Origin of the sequence: Falsiporphyromonas endometrii (assembly GCF_042654485.1) — a bacterium.
In the GTDB taxonomy this organism is placed as follows: Bacteria; Bacteroidota; Bacteroidia; order Bacteroidales; family Porphyromonadaceae; genus Porphyromonas; species Porphyromonas endometrii.
The window spans coordinates 1-21,118 of the sequence record NZ_JBHSGO010000037.1 but is presented as its reverse complement, the minus strand read 5'-3'; the positions used below and the strand labels follow the sequence as shown (position 1 = coordinate 21,118).

General features: G+C 36.9%; 13 protein-coding genes. 10 read left to right on the top strand and 3 right to left on the bottom strand.

The features are described from left to right. Positions 1–174: 174 nt before the first annotated feature. Positions 175–4,062: an AlbA family DNA-binding domain-containing protein gene (locus ACFO3G_RS01985; protein ID WP_380077477.1), complete on the bottom strand. Its 3,888-nt coding sequence runs from the start codon at positions 4,060–4,062 to the stop codon at positions 175–177. Positions 4,063–4,345: 283 nt separating this feature from the next. Between ACFO3G_RS01985 and ACFO3G_RS01980 the strand changes: the two genes are divergently transcribed. The 7 genes from ACFO3G_RS01980 (at position 4,346) to ACFO3G_RS01950 (ending at position 12,283) form a co-directional block, all read left to right on the top strand. Continuing rightward, entirely contained in the window at positions 4,346–5,962 is a 1,617-nt protein-coding gene (locus ACFO3G_RS01980) for a DNA/RNA non-specific endonuclease (protein ID WP_380077475.1), read from the top strand. A gap of 370 nt (positions 5,963–6,332) precedes the next feature. Next, positions 6,333–7,961 (top strand): DNA/RNA non-specific endonuclease, encoded by a 1,629-nt coding sequence (locus ACFO3G_RS01975; RefSeq protein ID WP_380077473.1) that lies wholly within the window; start codon positions 6,333–6,335, stop codon positions 7,959–7,961. A 44-nt stretch (positions 7,962–8,005) separates the two neighbouring features. Beyond that, on the top strand, positions 8,006–9,760 hold the full coding sequence (locus ACFO3G_RS01970; protein WP_380077471.1) for a fimbrillin family protein: 1,755 nt from the start codon (positions 8,006–8,008) through the stop codon (positions 9,758–9,760). Between the two features lie 359 nt (positions 9,761–10,119). Next, positions 10,120–10,389 carry a hypothetical protein gene (locus ACFO3G_RS01965; protein WP_380077469.1) on the top strand — a complete coding sequence of 90 codons (270 nt, stop codon included), beginning with the start codon at positions 10,120–10,122 and terminating at the stop codon, positions 10,387–10,389. Positions 10,390–10,762: 373 nt separating this feature from the next. Next, positions 10,763–11,032 (top strand): hypothetical protein, encoded by a 270-nt coding sequence (locus tag ACFO3G_RS01960; RefSeq protein WP_380077467.1) that lies wholly within the window; start codon positions 10,763–10,765, stop codon positions 11,030–11,032. 763 nt (positions 11,033–11,795) lie between these two features. Further along, positions 11,796–11,861, top strand: a complete 66-nt coding sequence (locus ACFO3G_RS01955) for a hypothetical protein (RefSeq protein ID WP_380077479.1) — start codon at positions 11,796–11,798, stop codon at positions 11,859–11,861. 74 nt (positions 11,862–11,935) lie between these two features. Continuing rightward, positions 11,936–12,283, top strand: a complete 348-nt coding sequence (locus tag ACFO3G_RS01950; RefSeq protein WP_380077465.1) for a transposase — start codon at positions 11,936–11,938, stop codon at positions 12,281–12,283. Positions 12,284–12,702: 419 nt separating this feature from the next. On the opposite strand, the gene ACFO3G_RS01945 is transcribed toward ACFO3G_RS01950, so the two are convergent. Next, the gene (locus ACFO3G_RS01945; protein WP_380077463.1) at positions 12,703–15,501 is read right to left on the bottom strand and encodes a hypothetical protein; all 2,799 of its coding nucleotides are present in this window, start codon (positions 15,499–15,501) and stop codon (positions 12,703–12,705) included. A 1,088-nt stretch (positions 15,502–16,589) separates the two neighbouring features. Beyond that, the gene (locus tag ACFO3G_RS01940) at positions 16,590–16,733 is read right to left on the bottom strand and encodes a hypothetical protein (protein ID WP_380077461.1); all 144 of its coding nucleotides are present in this window, start codon (positions 16,731–16,733) and stop codon (positions 16,590–16,592) included. Positions 16,734–17,095: 362 nt separating this feature from the next. On the opposite strand from ACFO3G_RS01940, the gene ACFO3G_RS01935 reads away from it, so the two are divergent. From ACFO3G_RS01935 to ACFO3G_RS01925, 3 genes are read left to right on the top strand one after another with little or no spacing between them, the layout of a single operon-like run. Continuing rightward, positions 17,096–18,223, top strand: coding sequence for a DUF2027 domain-containing protein (locus ACFO3G_RS01935; RefSeq protein WP_380077459.1), 1,128 nt, complete (start codon positions 17,096–17,098; stop codon positions 18,221–18,223). Between the two features lie 3 nt (positions 18,224–18,226). After that, complete coding sequence (locus tag ACFO3G_RS01930; protein WP_380077457.1) at positions 18,227–18,682, top strand: CYTH domain-containing protein; 456 nt, start codon at positions 18,227–18,229, stop codon at positions 18,680–18,682. Positions 18,683–18,693: 11 nt separating this feature from the next. After that, positions 18,694–20,844, top strand: a complete 2,151-nt coding sequence (locus ACFO3G_RS01925) for a S46 family peptidase (RefSeq protein WP_380077455.1) — start codon at positions 18,694–18,696, stop codon at positions 20,842–20,844. Positions 20,845–21,118: the final 274 nt, after the last annotated feature.

Here is a 21,118-nt window from a genome sequence, read left to right as displayed (position 1 = left end):
ATACTTTTGTGCATCGTCTTACTTTTAAGTTCTTATGATAAAGATAAGACAATTGGGGCTGAATTCTGTGAAGTTTTTCAGCCCCTTATTTTTTTGTCGCAAAAACTTTTATCGGACAGCAATAATTAAAAAACGATGCAGTCCCTTTTCATAATGGTCGTACGACCTTCTTCGTTACTCGGCAGTTATTTCCAGATTTAGCAACTTAGCAAATTGATTTCTGTCGTTAAATGTGATCTTTTGCCCCACCCCATTACCGGCATTGACATATTTGGCCATTTTATCAAGTATCGTTTGAGGTATTACTTCACAAGATTCCAAAGCCTTAAATTTTGTCTCATGAATCAAAGCTCCTTCATCTTGCAGGGTGCCGTCACAATGTTTCTTCAAAAGATCTGCAACCGTATCAATACGTGCACACAAATCAGATACAGTATTTCTCCACACCGTTAGCAATGATTGACTCTCTACCATTGGACAAACAAAAAGCGGCACATCATTGACACATCTGTTTTGGACTCCTTGCCCCTGTTTATTCAATATGTCCGACATCTTAACAAGCAAAATATTCCCTGAACGATAAGCTACTGCAAGATACCCGTTCTTCTCTGATTCCTTTATTTGAAGACTCAGCTCAGTCCCGGCATAAGTGCCATCATCACTTACAATATATTTACTTTTAGGAAGGAGGTGGACATAAGCAACAGTATCGATACCATATCCATCTTCCCAATCATTGACAATATTCTCCCTATGATTACTTGTAAGAATCTCCTCAGCTATCACATTTGGCTTTGCGGGTTGTTGTGAGGTTGTCTGTAAATTATCATTCTGAATCGGTTCGTTCTCTATATTTATCTGAGAGATATGCTCTGCTTCAAACTTCAAGTAAGCCTTTTTGTGCATCTCTTGGTAAGTCTTAAACTTATCCTCCTTGAGGACACGAGTCTCTGTATCTTGACGAATCCAATACTTACCCTTATAATCGATCAACTCGGGACTTGGCTTAATATGTATCGCATAGACCTCATAACCCTGATCTTCTTCCCAATCACAATCAGTACAACATTGATTCGCAATATTGCCAAGTTCTCGATTGATCATATTATGAATGTACCTTCCATAGCCATCCTTATCTTTCTTTAGGTACTTCAAATCAGAGTCGACACCACAGGCTGCTCCATAGTTATTGACACCTATATACAAAGTACCACCATTGTCACTATTTAAGAAACCACAAACAACCCGTAAGATATTATCCCCTTGTACAAGAGGTTGCGGTTGCATATTGTTGTCGGGAGGGAAGACTACCGAAGTCTTAAATTCAATAGTTTGACTTTCTATTCCATAATCCTTAAGCGTTGATTTCATTACCTTAATGCCCATCTGTTCGTTGAGCTTATCCTGAAGTTGTTTTGAGACATTAGGGATTTCAAAGCGATCGGTCAGCAATATAGCTATTGCCAAGTGAGCTGACTTGACAATAGAGGGATTGGAAGACTTCTCACTTATTTCGAACAAAGTCTTGACATTCTCTTTATGTTTAAGGGATTGCAAAATCGTAAACTTTGTAACAGCTTCATTGATAAGGTAATCACTATTGACCAAGTCATCGCCCAAAGAAGACAAAAGCTTCTCCAATCGCTCGTCGTCTACATAACCATTGCGTTCATATTCCTCTGTGGCCAAAATGATCTCTTTCCGTTTCTCGTAGTAATTGTACACCTCTTTATCCCCTATCAAATATCCCAATATAGAAGCCACAGCCAAGCAACTGTAGGATTGTCCACGAGACTCATAGATAGCTGACTGACGATCTAAGATACCTATGATCTCTCTCATTACCTTTTCGTCCATCGGATCTTCCACAATATCCTCCTCCATAGACTCTTCAAGACTAAGATTCTTCATAAGGTTACGAAAGGCATCAGCTACCGAAAACTTAACATCTGAGCGACGCACATAAGTACACTCTAACTGACCATTGATTTTGTAAGATGAATACTTTACTCTAATGACATCAGAAGTAGACAAGACAACACCTTCTTGTGGTATCACTCGACAAGACACACCATTGGAAGATACACCGATAGCATAGTTGGTATCGGTATCTTTATCTGAAAAGAAGGAAAGAATAAGACAATCAAACTCATCATCAGCATCATAAGTCACATCGACATACTCATCAATCACGTCAAGCAAAGAAAACTCCATCTCATCGTATTTATCAGGCTCCTCTATTACCGTACCTTCAACTAAAAAGGGAGCACCATCATCATCCAAAAACAGATTGATATTGCTACCTCTCCCTCCACTCAGATACATAGAGGCATCCACAATATTCAACCAACCTTTTCCCTGATACTTATCGCTAACAATTTCACAAAACAGATATTGATAATCATCACTTTCACCGGTTATCTTTATAGTAACTCGATCACCTACAAAAGGCTCATACTTCTGCGGTTGAATGGTTTGTGTATTCCACAACTCCTCTGATACATCCTTCCAAAATTTTGACACTTCATGAGCATTATCACAATTCTTGACCTTATTGCTAACCTGATTGATTGTACTGATGGTCATAACTTTCCATGGAAGCAAATTACCAGGGTTAACTTCTTTGCTTCCAAGATCATGCCTAAGCTCAATATGCTTTCTATCTACAATCAATTCTAAGTGATCGCGTTTGTATTTCATCCGCTGAAAACTCTCAAGCATGTTTTGACTACGATAAGGAGAATTACCAACTTTTGTATACAAAACAGCTAATGCATTCAAATCTTCCCATTCATATTCAACACGACTATCGTATTTAGTGAATAGACAATTAAACGCATCATCCAACATATCTTGAGAATAATGACGCTGAATATAGGCCAAGAGCCGATAAAAAGTGGCACGGTTTAGTCTTCTGTCTATTTGATCATTTTCATTGGATAAAAGTTGCTGTATGGCAATAGCTATAATCTCTTTATGTATAAGATCTATTCCTGTGGTACGCACAGACTTAATGCGATATTCAGATATAAATATCTCAAGCAAATTAACAAAGGCAGACCTAAAAGGCTCAGCTTTCCAGTTAGCTTTATTTTTACCATTGATGATAATGTCAAAGATCTGATCCATCATCTCCGTTCTTACCTTTTCATCAAGGTTAAACAGGCTCATCATTATACGAAGTTTACTCTCGGGACGGTACAGATTCTCAGATTTCTTAAGATTGGTAAGTTGCTGCTCCACATATGATTGAGCTTCTCCCCTCTCAAACAATTTATATGCTTCTCCAAAATCTTCAGCATGCTCAGCTATAGATGTAAACTCATTGATTTTTTGTCTTCTATCATCAGGATCAATATGATTGAGAATATCAGATCCTTCAATTACATATATACACAGAGGTCCGAATATTTCAACCAATCCTTTGTTGTCTTCGGTCAGACTTTCCCTTCGTAAAAGTGTATAATCAATCTCAGAAATAGCCTCTAAAATCCACAGGCCATCTTTAGATTGGTAGAGTTCTTTGGCTTGTTCAAGATTAGGGCTCTCATTAAGCATATGAGCTAAAACGGATAAATAGCCCTTTGACTGCCCCATCAATGATTCTAATTGCTCAATCGTATAATAAGGAAGTTTTGTTCGCTGATTAACATCGTTAATAAGTTTCAAACAGACTCTGACTTGCCTTATAGATAAAACTTTAGCAGTAATATATTGTCCCATACTAAGCTGGCAATCACCATATTCTGTCAATCTAAATCTTAAACCATTTGGATCTACAACATCGTAATAAGAACCCTGCTTATCCCTTACTTTGAAACACGAGTATTCTTTTCCCACTTTATACAATTCTTTTATCGCATACTCCAAATCTTGTGTTATATCTATCTGATCTCCATTACTTTTAACCATACAATTTAAGGTTTCCGGTATGGGCCGACCTTTTTGATACTCAAGCATTCTCACTTGATATTCTTCATTTTTATACTTTACCGAATAAAACGAACGAAAGTTTTCCTTATAAACACCTATTATAGGCAAGGTCTTTTTTACATCACTCATGATTTTAATTATTATTGTTTAAAAGATATTTTATACTCTACATAAATGAATTCCAAATGATATAGTATGAAATTACATTAAAGAAATAAGCTGTACAATTAACCCCGGAATCTCTTCAAACCATTTGAGAAGGAGATTAGCCAATTTGACTCTTAAGCCACACTATGTCGATAGAAAGAAGGTGGCATTTATGAAGTTGTTTTGAACCTAAAACTATAACAAGCTATCTACCTCGACAATCATATTTTTTCATCACCTTTGTAAAAAGAGAACAACAGATACAATGAAGTACAGCAAATATATATCGGTAATCATAGCCTTCGTGGCACTGGGGATCACCTCTTGCAACAATATAAGAAGTAACATAAATTTTCAAGTAGATACAACTGACATTTATGTTCCTGACTCCATCAAATTTATAGTAAACTTTGATGAAGGAAGTCAATCATTTAGAAGTTATAAGCTTAGAGGGAAAGAGTCTATCGGTGTCTTCATTAAAGAGCAATCGGGTAAAATGCTGCTCAACAATGCACAATTTACAAACAACAAGGATGAGCATGAACTCTTTACAACAAACCAACCCGATGATATTTTATTGACAGACGAACATGAAGATCTTACCATATCGGCATACTATCCCTACAGAGAGGACATGCCTCAAGACGGAATACTCGATATAGATTTAACCAATCAAAGCGATGGAAAAAGTAGAGAGCTTCTGACAGCAACCACATCCTCTGCTGATGGCTATCGATTATTATTCAAACATAGACTGACAGCTCTTGACTTTATTGTAGACGGAGTATCGCCTGAAGACAAGATTTCAGCAACGATCAAGGGGGCTCAAGCCAAAGGTTATTTTGACCTCTTAGACAATCAATTTAAAGATATTGAAAGTTCCACTCCCATAGAAGCAGGTATCTATAAACCCAAAAAGGTAGTACACATAGCTGCCAACATTATTCCTAATCACAAAAAAACCGAACTCAACCTTCTTATTCGAATTGACGGAAAAACAAGAACATGTAAAATACCAAGTCAATCATTTGAAGCAGGGAAAAAATACACCCTTACCCTTAAGCTCAAAGGAGATCATTTTGTAGTAGATCAGATTAGCTATCTCGAAATCCCGGTAGTTCCAACAGCTTCAAACTACAAACTGATAAGACATTACGAACCATTGGAAGATACCAACGACTCCAAAGAAAACCCAAACGTCAGAAACTACACCTATCTATATGATACAAAACATAAAATGGCATTATGGGTTGCCTACCCTCTTCACCAATACTATTTAGGTGACTTCTCAAGAAAAACAAGAAAAGATCCATGGCATTATGATTACACACTTGGAGAACATTTTCAAAATAATGTATCAAGAGGTTATCAATCTTCGGCCACCAAATGCGATAGAGGACACCAATTGCCTTCTGCAGATAGAACTCGCAATGAAGCATACAACCGCACAACATTCACTTCAGCCAATTGTACAGCTCAGTTTGCCTATTTCAATCGCGGAGTATGGGAAGGATTGGAAAGAAGAGTCCGCTCATACCAAAGCACCCTTAGCGGAGTCGGACTGGACACCCTCTATGTCGTTACCGGAGCCGGATTGGGACAATATCCGGGGATGCCACAAGTTGAGCAGCCCATTGTAAAAGATGCCAATGGGCACCAAGTAGCTGTACCCACTTATTATTACAAAGCTCTGGCTATCCGAACCAAAGGAGGAGGGTTCGAGACCATGGCTTTTATCCTCCCTAATGACCCTAATATCAAGAAAAAAGATTACAACAAATATAGGATTAGTGTGAATCAACTTGAGAAATATACCGGATTTAAATTCTTCCCCGGTATTCCACAAAATGCTAAAAACTCTACGACAATGAAGGGCTGGTAGAGCAATTGCAGGCAACAAAATTGTAAAGAAATAAGAAAAGAGATAGGCAGCTTTTTCTTAATAGAGAATCTTTTTGAAATCGAAAAGAATAGCAAAGAGGCACCTACATCTCAAAAATTCTGCACAAATGCCAGACAAATACATAAGATTTTGTTTTTCCTCTAATAGCGTTCAATAAGGCATTTACACAAATATCGCTCCATTGAAAAGGAAAAGACATGACTAATACAAAGTCTCAAAATATATTTTTCCAACTTATTTTATGCACCTTTGTTCGTAACACCCTTTTTGTAGAAAACAACTTCAAAAAGAGGTGTTGCAAGATTTTTATAGATAGGTAAAACAAAAAACCATTTTATAACAATTAAATATGGTATCCTGTAAAAGGTTTAGAATACTCTCATTGCTGGTCTTTGTTGTAACCTTTGTCAGTTGTAACAAAGATGATAAAAAACAAGAGCATGAGAACAACTCGCAGGCAACTGTAAGTAGTATCACTATTGCTGCCGGGATGGACAGCAGTACTCAAGGAATTAACAAGGAGAACTGGAGTAAGGGGGACAAGATTGGTGTCTTCATTTCTGACTCATTATCTTCTAAGCTACTTTATTCAAATGTGGAGTATAGCAATTTATCAACATTTTATCTTCACATGTTTGCTCAAACAAACTCCAAGGTAAAGGTTGACCAGGGTGAAGCTATCATCGTATCTGCCTATTATCCATATACGCCAAATATGGATAACGACAGAATCAATGTCAATCTTACAAATCAAAATAGTGGAAAAGATTATGACCTAATGCTTGCTAAAACAAAAGTCAATTATTCCAATGAAGCAATACAGATGTACTTCGAACATCAGCTATCCATTTTAGATGTTACGATTACAGATGCAACTTCAAAAACAAGCCTTATACCAATCACTATTTCAGGTGCTTTTGCAGAGGGAAAACTAAATGGCTTAACCCAAAAGTTTGAACAATGCCAGACAAAAGATATAAAGATTAATGGCACTAATAATAGAGGTATCATACATTTTTCTGCTTATATAATCCCCAACAATCTTGAACAACAAATAAGCTTCAATTTTGAGTTAAACGGACAACAAAAGAGTATTCGTACCAAACTTTCTCAATGTCAAAAAGGGAAGAAGTATAATTTCAATTACAACTTCAATGGCGATTCAGAGCAACCCTCTCCCTCAAAATATTCTGCATGTCTGGAGATACCTGCCATATCTGAAGCGAGCAATTATGTATTGATCAATCATTATGAACCGCTGGACAATAACAACAACCCAAGAGAAAATAAGAATGTTAGGAACTACTCATATCTCTTTGATAAGAACCTCAAGATAGCTAAATGGGTAGCGTACCCTCTTCATAGCTATTATCTGGGGACGACCAAAAGACCTAAACCGGATCCTTGGCATTACGATTATGCCTTGGGAATCAAATGGCAAGACAATGTTTGGGACAGAGGATACAGTTCTAATGGCATGAGATGTGACAGAGGCCATCAGCTACCCTCTGCTGACAGACTAAAAAACTTGGAATACAATAGGACAACCTTCGTTTCTGCAAATTGTACAGCTCAGAGTTCAAACCTAAATCAAGGTGTATGGCAGGAATTGGAATCAAAAGTAAGAGCATATCAAAAATCACTCAAAGGAGTGGGTCTGGACACCCTCTATGTGGTGACAGGAGCTGAGATTGGCAGCTATCCCAATATGCCAAAAACCAAACTTCCAACAGTAAAAGACGCTAATGGAAAAGTAGTCACCGTACCTTCATATTATTATAAAGCTCTGGCAATACGAACAAAAGACGGTGGATTTGAGACAATGGCTTTTGTTTTACCAAACATGGCCGGGATAGGTAGAAACGACTATAATAACTATCTCATAACGGTCAAACAACTTGAAAGTTATACCGGATTTAAGTTCTTCCCAAATATTCCGGACAGCTTTAAAAACTCAAATAAAATGACCCATTGGTAATTTTGACATTACAATTATTTCATACAATTTTCAAAACAACTACTATGTTTAAAACAACAAAATGGTCAATTGCAGCAGTAGTATTGCTGGCTATGACCGGATGCTCAAAAGAAACAGAAAGCCCCTCTTTTGACGAGGGCTTTGGCACCAATCCCGTGCAGTTCGAAACAAACATCAAGCCTCTTGTTCGTGCAACAGACGACAAATGGACAAGCAACGATGAGATAGGTGTATTTATGACTAACAGCGGAGTATCATTGTCTCAAACAACCAATGTACTTGCATCAAACAAAAACTACGTCACAACTGATGGAAGTGGCAATTTCACAGCGAAGAATACAGAAAATCAAGTTATCTTCCCTGAGTCAGACCAAGCAGTGGACATCATTTCATATTACCCGTACACAACAAACCTATTGAGTGGTAATATCTACAACGTGAATGTTCAAGATCAATCTGAACAAAGCAATATCGACTTATTGTATTCGAACAACCTTAAAGGTGTAAAAGCATCCACTCCAAGAGAAAACATCAAACTAAACTTCAAGCATATGCTTTCTAAGTTGGTTTTCAATGTAACCTCTGATGAAGGTAGATTGGATGGACTTTCTTTGGAACTTATAGGATTCGAATCAAAAGCTAAATTCAATCTTGCAAACGGAACTTTGACCAATGTAGAAGGAAGTGAAAACATCAAGGCTCTTGCCAACGGAAGCAAATGTGAAGCAATCATTATCCCAAATTCTACTTCTAAACATTTTATATTCAAGGCTAACAGCCATACATATAAATTTGATGCTACGACAAATCAATATGAAGCAGGTAAGATGTATGTCTATAACATAAACCTAAAAGGAAATGGAGATATTGTTGTAGTCAACCCAAATGGTACAATCGAAAATTGGGATGTTGTAGATGGAGGAAATCATGACCTAACCCCCGGTGAGGGAGAAACAACAGACGAACCGGCTGATATCACAATTGAAGACGGACAGCTCAATATCGACCTCGCAACCAACGAAGCTGCAAAAAAAGTGGTTAAAATCTCAACTACCGGTAAATGGACTGTAGCTTCTTCTGCTGAATGGGCTACAACAGACCTTAAGCAAGGTGAAGGAGAAAAGGATCTCACAATCAACATTGAAGAGAATACAGGTGCTGAACGTTCTGCTAAGATTACAATCAAGTCTGTGACAGAATTGCGCGCTACCGGCAAAGAGCTTGTTATCAATATCCACCAAGCTGCTAAGCAAGACGAACCAACTCCTCAGCCGGGAGAAACAGCTGTCATAGTTAAGGAGGCATTCTCAAAATTAGGAGTTGGTGAAAAAGTTGAAGGAAAGAAGCCTCAAGAATGGAAGTTTTCAGAAATCTATAAAAACTATGTTGACTTCGAAGGAGCCGACTATACAGTATCTTTTGACAAAGGTGCACTCAGAAATACCTCCAAAATGGATGGACACATCTGGTTTGGTGCTAAATATGACAACTGGTTTAAGATGAACAATATTCCTACAAAGGGATACAATAAAAACTTAACCATAAAGTTTTCTCTTGCATCAAACGGAACTGGTACAGATGGTGTTACTCCCGCTGTCTTCTCAATCAAAGTAAACGATAAGCTTGCTAAGATTAGTGGTCCGGATGCTTTTGGTGGACAAAATGTATTCTCTGACTTCACTGCTGAAGTAGGAAACGTAGAAGGTGAAACTATCACAATCGAATTTACTGCTGCACAGACAGGTATCACTAACGGAGGTATCAGATTGGACAATATCGTAGTTGAAGGTTCTAAGTAATTAGTATCCTTTAATTAGATAAATACATAAAGCGGACTGCGCAAAGAATCTATAAAGATTCAGCGCAGCCCGCTTCTGTTTATATCTTATAGGCAAAATACTTCTTCAATCTATTACCAAGGATCTAAGAATAGTTATCCTTTTGATAGTCATATGATTGAAGATTAAGCTACTATCGGATAAACTCAAAGATTTGCTATTAGAGGGCATATTCTAATGAGACTTGCCCTTTATTCCATCTTGTGAATGAACCTTATAGTGGATAAGCTCCAACCTTACCTTAAATCTATTTTCATACGGGTCACATTGCAAAAGAGATCATTTTTTGGTACCTTAGTCATTGATAAATAAAAAGATCCATGGAGATAAGCATATTACTTACCATACTTTTGATAATCATTTCGCTTGGAGGGACATCCCTCCGAGAGGGTAAGATATGTCTTATTAATGAGGATCAAATTGATGCCTCTTTAAGTGTCAATTACAACCTCAAGAATGTACTTTCTCAATGCGCTGTGAAGCTCGTTCCGAAAGCCTTCTATATGTTAAATAATATTGCTATGGATCTTATCCAAAAAGCTACTCAAAAAACACTCATTCAACCACAAAATCTCAATTCCGAGGGTTAGGGTCAACTGACCTTTTTCCGACTTTCCCCGTTTTATNACATAACTATTTGTTTACCATAAAGATAACTGTTATTCATGATATGGAAAAGACTTATATAAAGAAAGTTGAAACTTTTTTCAAAAAACAGAAAGGGCTGCGCCAAATGGAATTTTGACACAGCCCCATCCTTAATATGTCATTTCCAACTTTTATCGGACAGCAATGATAGAAATATATCAACTACGATTGAAGAGGTATCGATAACGAAATACAGTGAATAGCCCTAAGCAAAAAAGAAGAGCTTCAACCTTACCTCAAATCTATTTTCATATAGGTCACATTGCAAAAGAGAACCTTTTTTGGTATCTTAGTCTTTGATAAATAAAAAGATCCATGGAGATAAGCATATTACTTACCATACTTTTGATGATCATTTCGCTTGGAGGGGCATCCCTCCGAGAGGGTAAGATATGTCTTATTAATGGGGATCAAATTGATGCCTCATTAAGTGTCAATTACAACCTCAAGAATGTACTTTCTCAATGCGCTGTGAAGCTCGTTTCGAAAGCCTCCAATGTGTTAAATAATATTACTATGGATCTTAGTCAAAAAGCTACTCAAATAACACTCATTCAATCACAAAATCTCAATTCCGAGGGTTAGGGTCAACTGACCTTCCTAACAACTTTGCCTGTTTTATAGTACGAAACGGGCTTTTTTATGCGCTATTTTAACAAATAAGCTCGCGCGAGAAGCAATCCATTCTCGCGCGACTTTAGATCTGATCTCGCGCGACCTTGACATGCAAAGTCGCGCTACTTCAGGTGCAACCTCGCGCGAGGTTAGGTTCAAAGTAGCGCGAGAACAGATTGCAAGTCGCGCGACCTTCCAAAAAAAGCAGCCTAAAAGCTATTTTTAAGCCGCAAATTTGTCATCAAAAAGCAGTATATACATATATTAACATTACAATAGGACGAAACCGTCCTATTGCCTATAACTAATATAGAGAATAAGCCTCTTTCTAATTCACAAAAAGGCTGTTTTTGAAGCTAAAAACGAGCCTAAATATTTAACATTATTTAGCTAAATCACCTATGATTTGAGTAATAAACACACGCTTCTCTTCCGGTTTAAAACGATTAATATTCACATAATACAATTCAAAATATATTGCTGTCTTATAAAAATATTCACGAAACAAAAAATAAGGGGCTGAAATACCTTCATAGGGCTCAGCCCCAATTGTCTTATCTTTATCATATCAACTTACAAGTAAGACAATGCACAAAAGTATTCATTTCTCGGACAGCCATTCTTTAGTCAGGTGGTAAAATTCCTTAACAAAGAAAAGATCTTTTTTATAAGCCGCAGGTAGAGCGGAGAACGTTACATCAAACGATTTGATGCATGGACACACCTTGTGGTGATGCTCTATGGCGTCATCATGCGATTTGACTCCTTTCAGGAAATAACTGCATCCTTACAGGCCTAAGCGAGAAAGTTGCAACATCTCGGCATCTTTACAATGACCTCTCAAATACACTTTCCGACGCCAACAGACGACGTGTGGAGAGGATTTTCGAGGCGATATACCATGATTTGTACGCGACTTATCACAATCAATTATTATCGGACAGGCGACCGCATGGTGGTAAAGAGCTGGTCCGGATGAGGAGGTTGAGAATAATAGACTCCACCACCATCTCTTTGTTTCCCAACTTGATTGTCAAGGGTGTCGGACGTCATCAGAAGACTGGGAAAAAGAAAGGCGGAATAAAAGTGCCTACCGTCATACAGGCCAATGAAGGGGTTCCCTCCGATATCGGATTTACATCTGCAGTTACCAATGACTTCTTTATGCTCAAGCCTTCCTCCTTGAGTAAAGGAGATATTATCGCAATTGATACTATATAAATTATGAAAAGTTTGAGCAGATGACTCAAAAAGAGATTATGTATGTAACCAAGACTAAGAAGAATCTGAAGTATCAGATACTGAAAGACACCATTATACAACAGCAATAATTTTTATTAGATATAATAATTAAAAAATGAGGCATCTCAACCGTATCAAAGCTATGATTGAGATGCCTCATTGTACTCTATAATAATTTTTAAATACCAATAAATAGAGTCTTTAATCAAGTGTTCTTAAATCTACTTTGGAAGATAAACAGACACTCTGATAAGGCACTACCATTGGTAGTATCAGCCCATTTGATTATGTCTATGTCAGATGAACAAAAAAGCACGAAACTCTTTTGAATTCCGTGCTTTTCTCACATATTGTTTTTAAAATCTAACCTCTATAAAGATTACATTTACCAATAACAATTAGAATCTTATTTTTCTAATTATAACATCATTATTTGTTGTTATGATTTTAAGAACATAATTACCTTTACAAATATCCTTTTGTGAAATTTCTATTCCATTTAAATCATAGAGAAAGGCTTTTTTGTACTCACCATTAATAATTAATGTTCCATTATAATCAATATATGCTGTCACCTTATCAGTACAGATTTTTTCATTTGAAGTTGGAACAAATTTACTATCATCTACAGTGACGATTGTCGTATTCAATACTTCATTACCCAGTATAGATTCTTTATTATAATGATGAACAAAAGCAATAATAGAACACTTTTCTTTCTTAAACCCATCCAGTCTTACGTTTTTAAACGATAGTTTGAATTCATTTTTATCATTTAAGTCAATCTTATCTCCTGATGGATTAGAAATAAAAGTCCTAATTGTAGGTGCATGAATGAACGCATTATTTGTAACTACTTCATTAGAAAATGTATCAAATATCATCTGGCTGCCTATCAAATCTCTCTCTACAATTGCGACAGTTACACACAAGTCTTTTTTATTTACAACATCTTTTGAAATAACTCCTTCTATATCAAAAGAAGTTGATTGCTCTACTTCTCCTCTTTTCTGGAAAAGAGATATTTCCGCAAAACCAGGGGCTGCAAAAGCATCGTACATAAGAAGGTTTGAAAGAGTTGAATAATTTAATACTGGTAAAAAAGGTGAACCCTTATAAAGAATTTGAGCATATGAAGTCATAATATCTCTGTCAACCATTAGCGATGGAACAATTGTTGCATTATCTGAATTATCCATAATTGCAAGATGACCGACTGCATCGTTAAAGAATATTTCTGGCAATGCATACATATCATTTCTATCTGCGAGGCTGTAATGATAATCCATTCTTGCAACATTTTTTCCATGCCAATTCTTTGGATTTAATAAGGAAGTTAGAGTTTTTTCTGCATTTGCGCTAAATGGATCATTTTCAGACATTAGTCCTTCTATCAAAACCGTTCGAGGATAAACATTAGCACTATGATAACCTTGTGTAAGCTGACTCCATTTTGGATTTTTAATAACAACACTTGCATTTCCATTTAACTTATTCATAGATAATGATACTAAATGACGATTTGTATCTGAATATGGTATTTTTAAAATCGGATGTCCCCCCTCCTCTTTTGAACTTCTACCATATGCTTCTAGATTAACAGGTACAGACACTTCAACAGGTTCATTATTATCAAATGAATAGGTAATTGAAACAGTCTCTATTTTATTCAACCCCATATTTGCAAGTAATATAGGAACATTGACATATCCTTGGTTGTCCATTTCTCCATAAAAAGGTGGATAGAAGCCAACTACAGTCAAACGATTTATAAAATGACTTTCATCTCCCTTTAACAAGATTTGTACTGGAGCTGCAGGAAGGACTTTTGAAGAATTAATCCAAGTTCCTTCATAAAAATCTGCACTCGGATTAGAAGTCTCATTCGCGTCCTGAATCATTTCCCATAAATCATTTTTATCTCTAACACTATAATCTCCGGCTAGGACAATATCATTCTTATTTGAAGTTTTGATAAAATAAGCAGCTAAGAGAGAATCTTGAGGTAGTTCAACTGGTGAATCAAAATATATATCATTCCATCCTTGCTTAAGGTCAACTTCCTTCTGAGCTAAAAAACCTTTCTTTTTATCAATTCCATTTCGGAGAAATACTTTGGCTTTCTGATAAGGTTGATGGAGATATACTCTAAGACCTACTGCTTTATCACCTTTGAAATCTGATAGCATATCATTGAGGAACAATGGTCCTGCAGCATAAAAGATAGAACCTCCAGCCTTTTCAGAGCCTTTTTTTGAAGGTTCGCCATAACTATATCCAAATCTATATGTCTCAGAATTATCTGTACTGCTGCCACTTTCAATCGATATCGGTGCCGTCTCAATTGTTAGAGAAGGGAATGCCAAAGACTTTAGTTGACATTTAACTTTTGTTTCGGGGATTTTTTTAAAAATAAATATCCCATTTTCCTCTGTATAGCTTGTGGATGGTATAATGTTACCTTCAGAATCTATCCATGAGTAAAGAGTTTTCTCTTCCTTATTCGAAACACCTTTTATATTTGTTTCCGAAGAAAGGTTAACAATGTTTTTATTTATTCTTTCAGTTGGTATAATCCATTCACCTTGTGATTCATATGAATAATCTTCTATCTTCATGCCAGGATTTATTGGCGGTAGATTACCAAAAGATAATAAATTGTTACTACAATTTAATTTTAAGACCGTATTCGGAATAGTTAATTCCGATAATTTATTTTTGCTACAATCCACAGAAACAAGTTTATTACACATACTTAAATCAAGAGAGGTAATTGCCTCATTATTAAGTGTAAGCGTTTCGAGTTCTTTTGCATCTTCAAATTCAATACTGCTTATTGATTGTGAAGATGATTTAAAAGAATTAATCTTTTCACCTTTTATCGTCACGGTATGTATCTTCTTCCCATCTTGGAAATGGCGTCTGATCAATTGTGGATCATTAGGACTTGTCTTATCAATTTGAATCGTATCAATCTTTGTATCACCCCAATCAACGATTATAGAAGATGGTGAAACTACTGATACATAAAGTGTAAACTTACTTCGATTGCTAGTTGCCTTTGTTCTTTTTGTTGTTGTAACTTTTGCAAAATAGACATCATTCTCAACAGAAGATAGGTGAGAGGCACCAAATGATGGAATGTTAAATAATAGTAGAGCTACCAAGCTCCATGTTAAGTAGTTTTTAATTTTCATATTGTTTTTTGATTAGTAATTAAATATACTTACAGAAGAAATATCAATGGAGTTGATATAGAGGCTAAGTAAGTAAATCTGTTGTTTTACAAATGTAGTCAATATTTATTAATATGAAACGATAAATCATAATAAGCAAATAAGACCTACAATGGTAGAAATTTTAGAAGTTGTTTAAAAAACAACCGAGAGAAACTTATTAATCCAGATTTGTCGTTAGATGGCAGATTCTAATGACCGTCATTAGAGATTATTGCTCTTAATATATTATATATCATTGTTTTATAATCTTATAAAATGATTCTTATCTACTAAATTTCTCCACCATTTTGATGAGATGTGATAAAGAGAAAAAGGGCTTTGAATATTTGAATGTATGTGATACTCCGATGTTCTATCGACATTTTTGGGATTAAGTAAGATTTTGCAAAAAGCAAGTTGAACCATAGCCTCTGTAATTGCAGTATAGAAATTGTATGCAATTGTCAGCCGCACTCTGAAGTTTTTGGCTATGCAAATGTTCTTTCCACGATTTGGTGTTTTGCGATAACCTTGAACCTTAATTGACATTTGTTAGGTCTAAGAACGACTTCAATCTCCCAGTTGTATTTGGAGAGAACCAAATCGGCAAGGTTTTCTCAATAGCAATCATCTGAAAGAATTTTTGTAAAACAGAGAAATTTGCAAGACAATTTTTCAACCCATATTTGTGATTAGATGGCAAATTATAATGACTTTTATTAGGAATTATCTCTTTTAGTACATTATATGTCATTGCTTTATAAACTTATAAAATAATTGTTGTAAGCTAAATTAAACATCACCATTTTGGTATATATAAAGGTTCAAGTGGCTTACAATATTTGAACATAGATGTTAATCAGATGTTCTACCCACACATTTGGGTTAAATAATTTTCGGAGTACTCTTATTATCTTGAATATTAACTTCATCGTAGTTGCGGAAATCAGATAACCTTGAGTTTGACATCGATATGCTATTTTTGCTCTTAACCCTTTTGTTTTTGTCAAGTCCTCGTACTGAATCTTCATAAAGTGAAATCTTGACGCTTCGTGAATCTATAATCATTATGGCGGGATTTTGTTGCTGACGCAGGTGATACGATCCAAGGAGCGAAGTTTATTAAGGAATTCTTCCACGATGCCTTCATTTTTCCTTTTGCAGAAATAGTAATATATGCTTTGATAAGGTGTGAAATCCTTGGAAATCATACGCTACTGACAGTTTGTTTTGAGAAGATACTGAATCGCATTCAGGATATTTCTGAGAGAATATTTTCGCTTCCTTTCAAGTAGATGTATGATTATATCGATAACTTGTCACTGTTTATCAATAGGGTTTGTTGAATGTTGTTTCATAACTATAATTGTTTGTTACCCATAGAGTTGCAAATAATGTTCTAATTAATATACAGATACACAATAAATTAATATCATATGTAAGATTATTTTTCAATCAAATTTAAACAGTTTTTGATTTGATTCTTGGCAGTCTTGTTGGTGGTTATTCTGATTTGTGTTATTGGTGTAACTCTTTACTTTGAGGTATCTTTGGAGTCTAAAAGCAAAAAACTATGTCAAGTCAATTAAAGATAGGAGATAAGATTCGTTTTCTGAATGCCGAGGGCGGTGGGCGAGTATTAAGGATTGAGGGTAAGATTGCCTATGTTGAGGATCAAGATGGTTTTGAAATTCCTACCCCTGTAAGTGAATGTGTTGTCGTTGGAGAGAAGGCTGGTTTTATCCCGGCTTATACTCCTCCGGTTATCTCATCTCGTAATAGCAAGACTGCTGACGATACTCAGAATGAGAAGCCGGTAGTTGAGTCTGTAGGTACGGAGATTGTGGAAACACCTGATGACCTTATCATGCCTACCTACCGATCCACAGTCCCTATGTTGCGCAATGATCAGTTGAATGTTTATTTGGCCTTTTTGCCTGTCGATGAGACGAAGTTGGGTCAAGAGCCTTATGAGAGTTACCTTATCAACGACTCTAATTATATGTTGAGTTTCTCTTATATGTCGAAAGATGGGGATGGCTGGCGATTGCGGGCAGCTGGTGTCCTCGAAGCAAATTCCAAGATTTTTATGGATGAGTTTAGCTCTTCTGAATTGAATGATTTGGAGGATGTTGCACTCAGTTTGCTGACATTTAAGCAGAATGAGCGGTTTGAACTTAAGCCGGCACTTACCGTAGAGATTCGTTTGGATATCACTCGATTCTTTAAGTTGCATGCTTTCCAAGAAAATGTTTTTTTCGACGAAGGAGCTATTGTCTATCCTGTTGTTGAAAAAGATAAGGCTTTTAAGTCTGTTATCGTTACTTCTGATGATTTGCAGGAGGCTATGAATGCCAAGGTTCATTTGGATAGCAAGCGAAGCAAGAAGCCACAAGCGGCACGTCGCAAAAAGATCGATGCTCCTATTGAGATTGATCTTCATGCTCATGAACTATTAGAGACTACAGCCGGCATGGAGCCTAAAGATATCTTAGATTATCAGATCAACTATTTTCATAAGGTACTTGAAGAGCATAAGAAGGATAAAGGCTGTAAGATTGTTTTTATACATGGCAAAGGCGAGGGCGTTTTGAGAAAGGCCATTGAGAAAGAGCTTAAGCATAAGTATAAGAACTACTCTTTTCAGGATGCCTCATTCCGTGAATATGGGTTTGGTGCGACTATGGTAACAATCCGCTGAGGTATGGAGATCGAACGTAAGTTTCTGATAGCTGATCTACAGTTGGTTCCCACTCCTTCAGATCGTTCTCTGATCAAACAGGCTTATCTTCGTGCTGATTCGACTTGTGCCGTACGCATTCGGATTCGTGGCGATAAGTCTTATCTGACCATCAAGGGAGCCTCTTCGGAGTCCGGTATGTCAAGGGAAGAGTTTGAATACGAGATACCTTTGTCCGATGCTGAGAGAATGATTAAGATGTGTCCTAATGAGTGCATTATTAAGGAGCGTCTTTTGATTCCGTATAAGGGGCATACATGGGAAGTGGATGTTTTTCATGGTCGACATGAAGGGCTTGTCTTGGCTGAGGTTGAGCTATCCGATGAGTCTGAGTCAGTGGATCTTCCTCTATGGGTTGGTCGTGAAGTGACTGGCGATCCGAGGTATTATAATTCTTATCTGATAAATCATACAATTTAAATAACATTATTATGAAGAAATTCTTTTTGATGCCGGTAATGCTATGCCTTGCCATCTTCACAGCTTCTGCTGATGGAGGTATGTGGCTTATGCAACAGATGCAGGCGAAGTACCAGGCTATGAAAGCTAAAGGGCTTGAGCTAAATGCCCTCGATCTTTACAATCCCGATGGCTCTTCCATTAAGGATGCCGTGATTATGTTTGATGGAGGTTGTACAGGAGCTATTGTTTCCAATCAAGGTCTAATACTTACCAACCACCACTGTGGTTATGATCAGATCCAGGCTCATAGCTCTCTTGAACACAATTATCTTAAAGATGGCTTTTGGGCGATGACTCAAAAAGATGAGCTTGCTTGTCCCGGTCTTGAAGTGATTACCATTGACCAGATCACGGATGTGACTAAACAGGTAAAGAAGGAGCTTAAGAAAATCAAAGATCCTAATTCGATGGATTATCTTTCACCTAAATATCTGACCTCTTTGGTTCCTAAGATTGTAGGTAAGAAGGCTATGAAAGAGCAAGGTGTGAGATATCTTATCAAGGCTTTCTATGGAGGCAATCAGTATTTGATGTTTAAGCAACTTGTTTATACAGACGTTCGTTTTGTTGGTGCTCCCCCCAGCACAATAGGTAAGTATGGTGAGGATACAGACAATTGGGCATGGCCTCGTCATTCGGGCGACTTCTCAGTATTCCGTATATACACCGATAAGAATGGTAAGCCTGCTGATTATTCTGCAGACAATATTCCACTTAAGCCCAAGAAATGGTTTAAGGTGTCAACCAAGGGGCTAAATGAAGGCGACTATGCCATGATTATGGGCTTCCCCGGTCATACATATCATTTCTTTACTCCTGCTGAGGTGGAAGAGTGGGGTACCATTGACAATAATATCCGTATCCAAATGAGGGGTATCAGGCAGGAGATTATGCTGAGATCTATGCTTGCCGATCCTCAAACTAAAATCATGTATGCTGCAAAGTATGCAAGTTCTCAAAATGGATATAAGCGAGCTCAAGGAGCCAACTGGGCTATTACTAAGCGCAATTTGAAGGCATTCAAAGAAAAGCAGATGGATGAACTTTTGGATTGGGCTAAGAAGCAGGGGGACAATCGATATGCTAATGCAGTTGAGGAGATAGCCAAGATCGTCGGCGAACGTAAAGGCTTGCGTACACGTTTGAAATATCTTGATGAGACTATGTTTTATGGTATTGAGATTACCGGTTGCAGACTTCCGGTGTCTGAAGTTGTATCTCTTTTGAAGAAAAACAAGGGTGAAGAGGCTCGTTCTGAGATTCGTAAGGCTTTTGACCATTTCTATAATAAGGACTATTCACCTGTTTTGGATGAGGAGATAGCTAAGGCCATGCTTGCTGAATATTGCAAGGAGATTCCTTCTAAAGATTGGCCAAGTGCACTGAATCTTATCAATTCTAAGTTTGGTGGCAATATTGATAACTATGTATCGTATGTATATGGCAATTCGATCTTTGTCAATAAGACTCGTTTTGAAGAGGCCATGAAGTTGTCTAATAGTGCTTTGGCAGAAAAGTTGGAAAAGGATCCTGTCCTTCAGTTCTCTCAATCCATGATCAATGAATATATATCTATTCAGAATCAGTTAGCTCCGTTTGATGCTCCTCTATCCAGAGCTCAGGAGGTCTATATTGCCGGTATGATGAAGATGCTTCCGGAAGATCAGATTTGGCCGGATGCCAACCTTACACTTCGTTTTACTTTTGGTCAGATGAAGGGTTATTCTCCCAAAGATGATGTTTATTATGGTCCGCAAACAACTTTGACCGGAGTGATGGAAAAAGAAGATCCCAACAACTGGGAATATAATGTGGCTCCTAAGTTGAAGCAATTGTTTGAAGCAAAAGATTATGGTCAGTATGCAATGGCAAATGGTAAAATGCCGGTGGATATCTGCTGTACTACACACACAACCGGAGGTAACTCAGGCAGCCCGGTAATGAATAGTAAGGGTGAGCTTGTAGGTCTAAACTTTGACAGAAACTGGGAAGGTGTCGGAGGAGATATCGAGTACTTGCCTGAATATCAGAGATCGATCATCTTGGACATTCGTTATTTGCTCTTTATTATTGACAAGTATGGTGGATGTCATAGATTGATTGAAGAGATGGGTCTATGAAAAGTCTTTTATGCTTATCATTGAATGGTAACATTTTATCCATTCGAAAAACTCTTTAGATCATACGGATTGGAAAGCATCTAATCTGATTACAAAGAGAGGTAAGTACCTTGGATATTTGAAAAAGTAAAGATAAAAGGGCTGTGTCTGATATGAACCCCAAAAGTTAGACTCAAAACTTTTGGGGTTTATTTATGGAATCAAACAAAAAGAAAAGACGAAAGCATAGTTATTATGATCGTCTCCGTTACATGCATATGTTGGAGGAAGGATA

Bases quoted from the DNA above. Each gene is read 5' to 3' on its own strand.
- ACFO3G_RS01960 (WP_380077467.1), top strand. From the start codon at position 10,763: ATGGAGATAAGCATATTACTTACCATACTTTTGATGATCATTTCGCTT.
- ACFO3G_RS01925 (WP_380077455.1), top strand. From the start codon at position 18,694: ATGAAGAAATTCTTTTTGATGCCGGTAATGCTATGCCTTGCCATCTTC.
- ACFO3G_RS01935 (WP_380077459.1), top strand. From the start codon at position 17,096: ATGTCAAGTCAATTAAAGATAGGAGATAAGATTCGTTTTCTGAATGCC.
- ACFO3G_RS01980 (WP_380077475.1), top strand. From the start codon at position 4,346: ATGAAGTACAGCAAATATATATCGGTAATCATAGCCTTCGTGGCACTG.
- ACFO3G_RS01965 (WP_380077469.1), top strand. From the start codon at position 10,120: ATGGAGATAAGCATATTACTTACCATACTTTTGATAATCATTTCGCTT.
- ACFO3G_RS01930 (WP_380077457.1), top strand. From the start codon at position 18,227: ATGGAGATCGAACGTAAGTTTCTGATAGCTGATCTACAGTTGGTTCCC.
- ACFO3G_RS01945 (WP_380077463.1), bottom strand. From the start codon at position 15,501: ATGAAAATTAAAAACTACTTAACATGGAGCTTGGTAGCTCTACTATTA.
- ACFO3G_RS01970 (WP_380077471.1), top strand. From the start codon at position 8,006: ATGTTTAAAACAACAAAATGGTCAATTGCAGCAGTAGTATTGCTGGCT.
- ACFO3G_RS01975 (WP_380077473.1), top strand. From the start codon at position 6,333: ATGGTATCCTGTAAAAGGTTTAGAATACTCTCATTGCTGGTCTTTGTT.
- ACFO3G_RS01985 (WP_380077477.1), bottom strand. From the start codon at position 4,062: ATGAGTGATGTAAAAAAGACCTTGCCTATAATAGGTGTTTATAAGGAA.
- ACFO3G_RS01940 (WP_380077461.1), bottom strand. From the start codon at position 16,733: ATGATTTCCAAGGATTTCACACCTTATCAAAGCATATATTACTATTTC.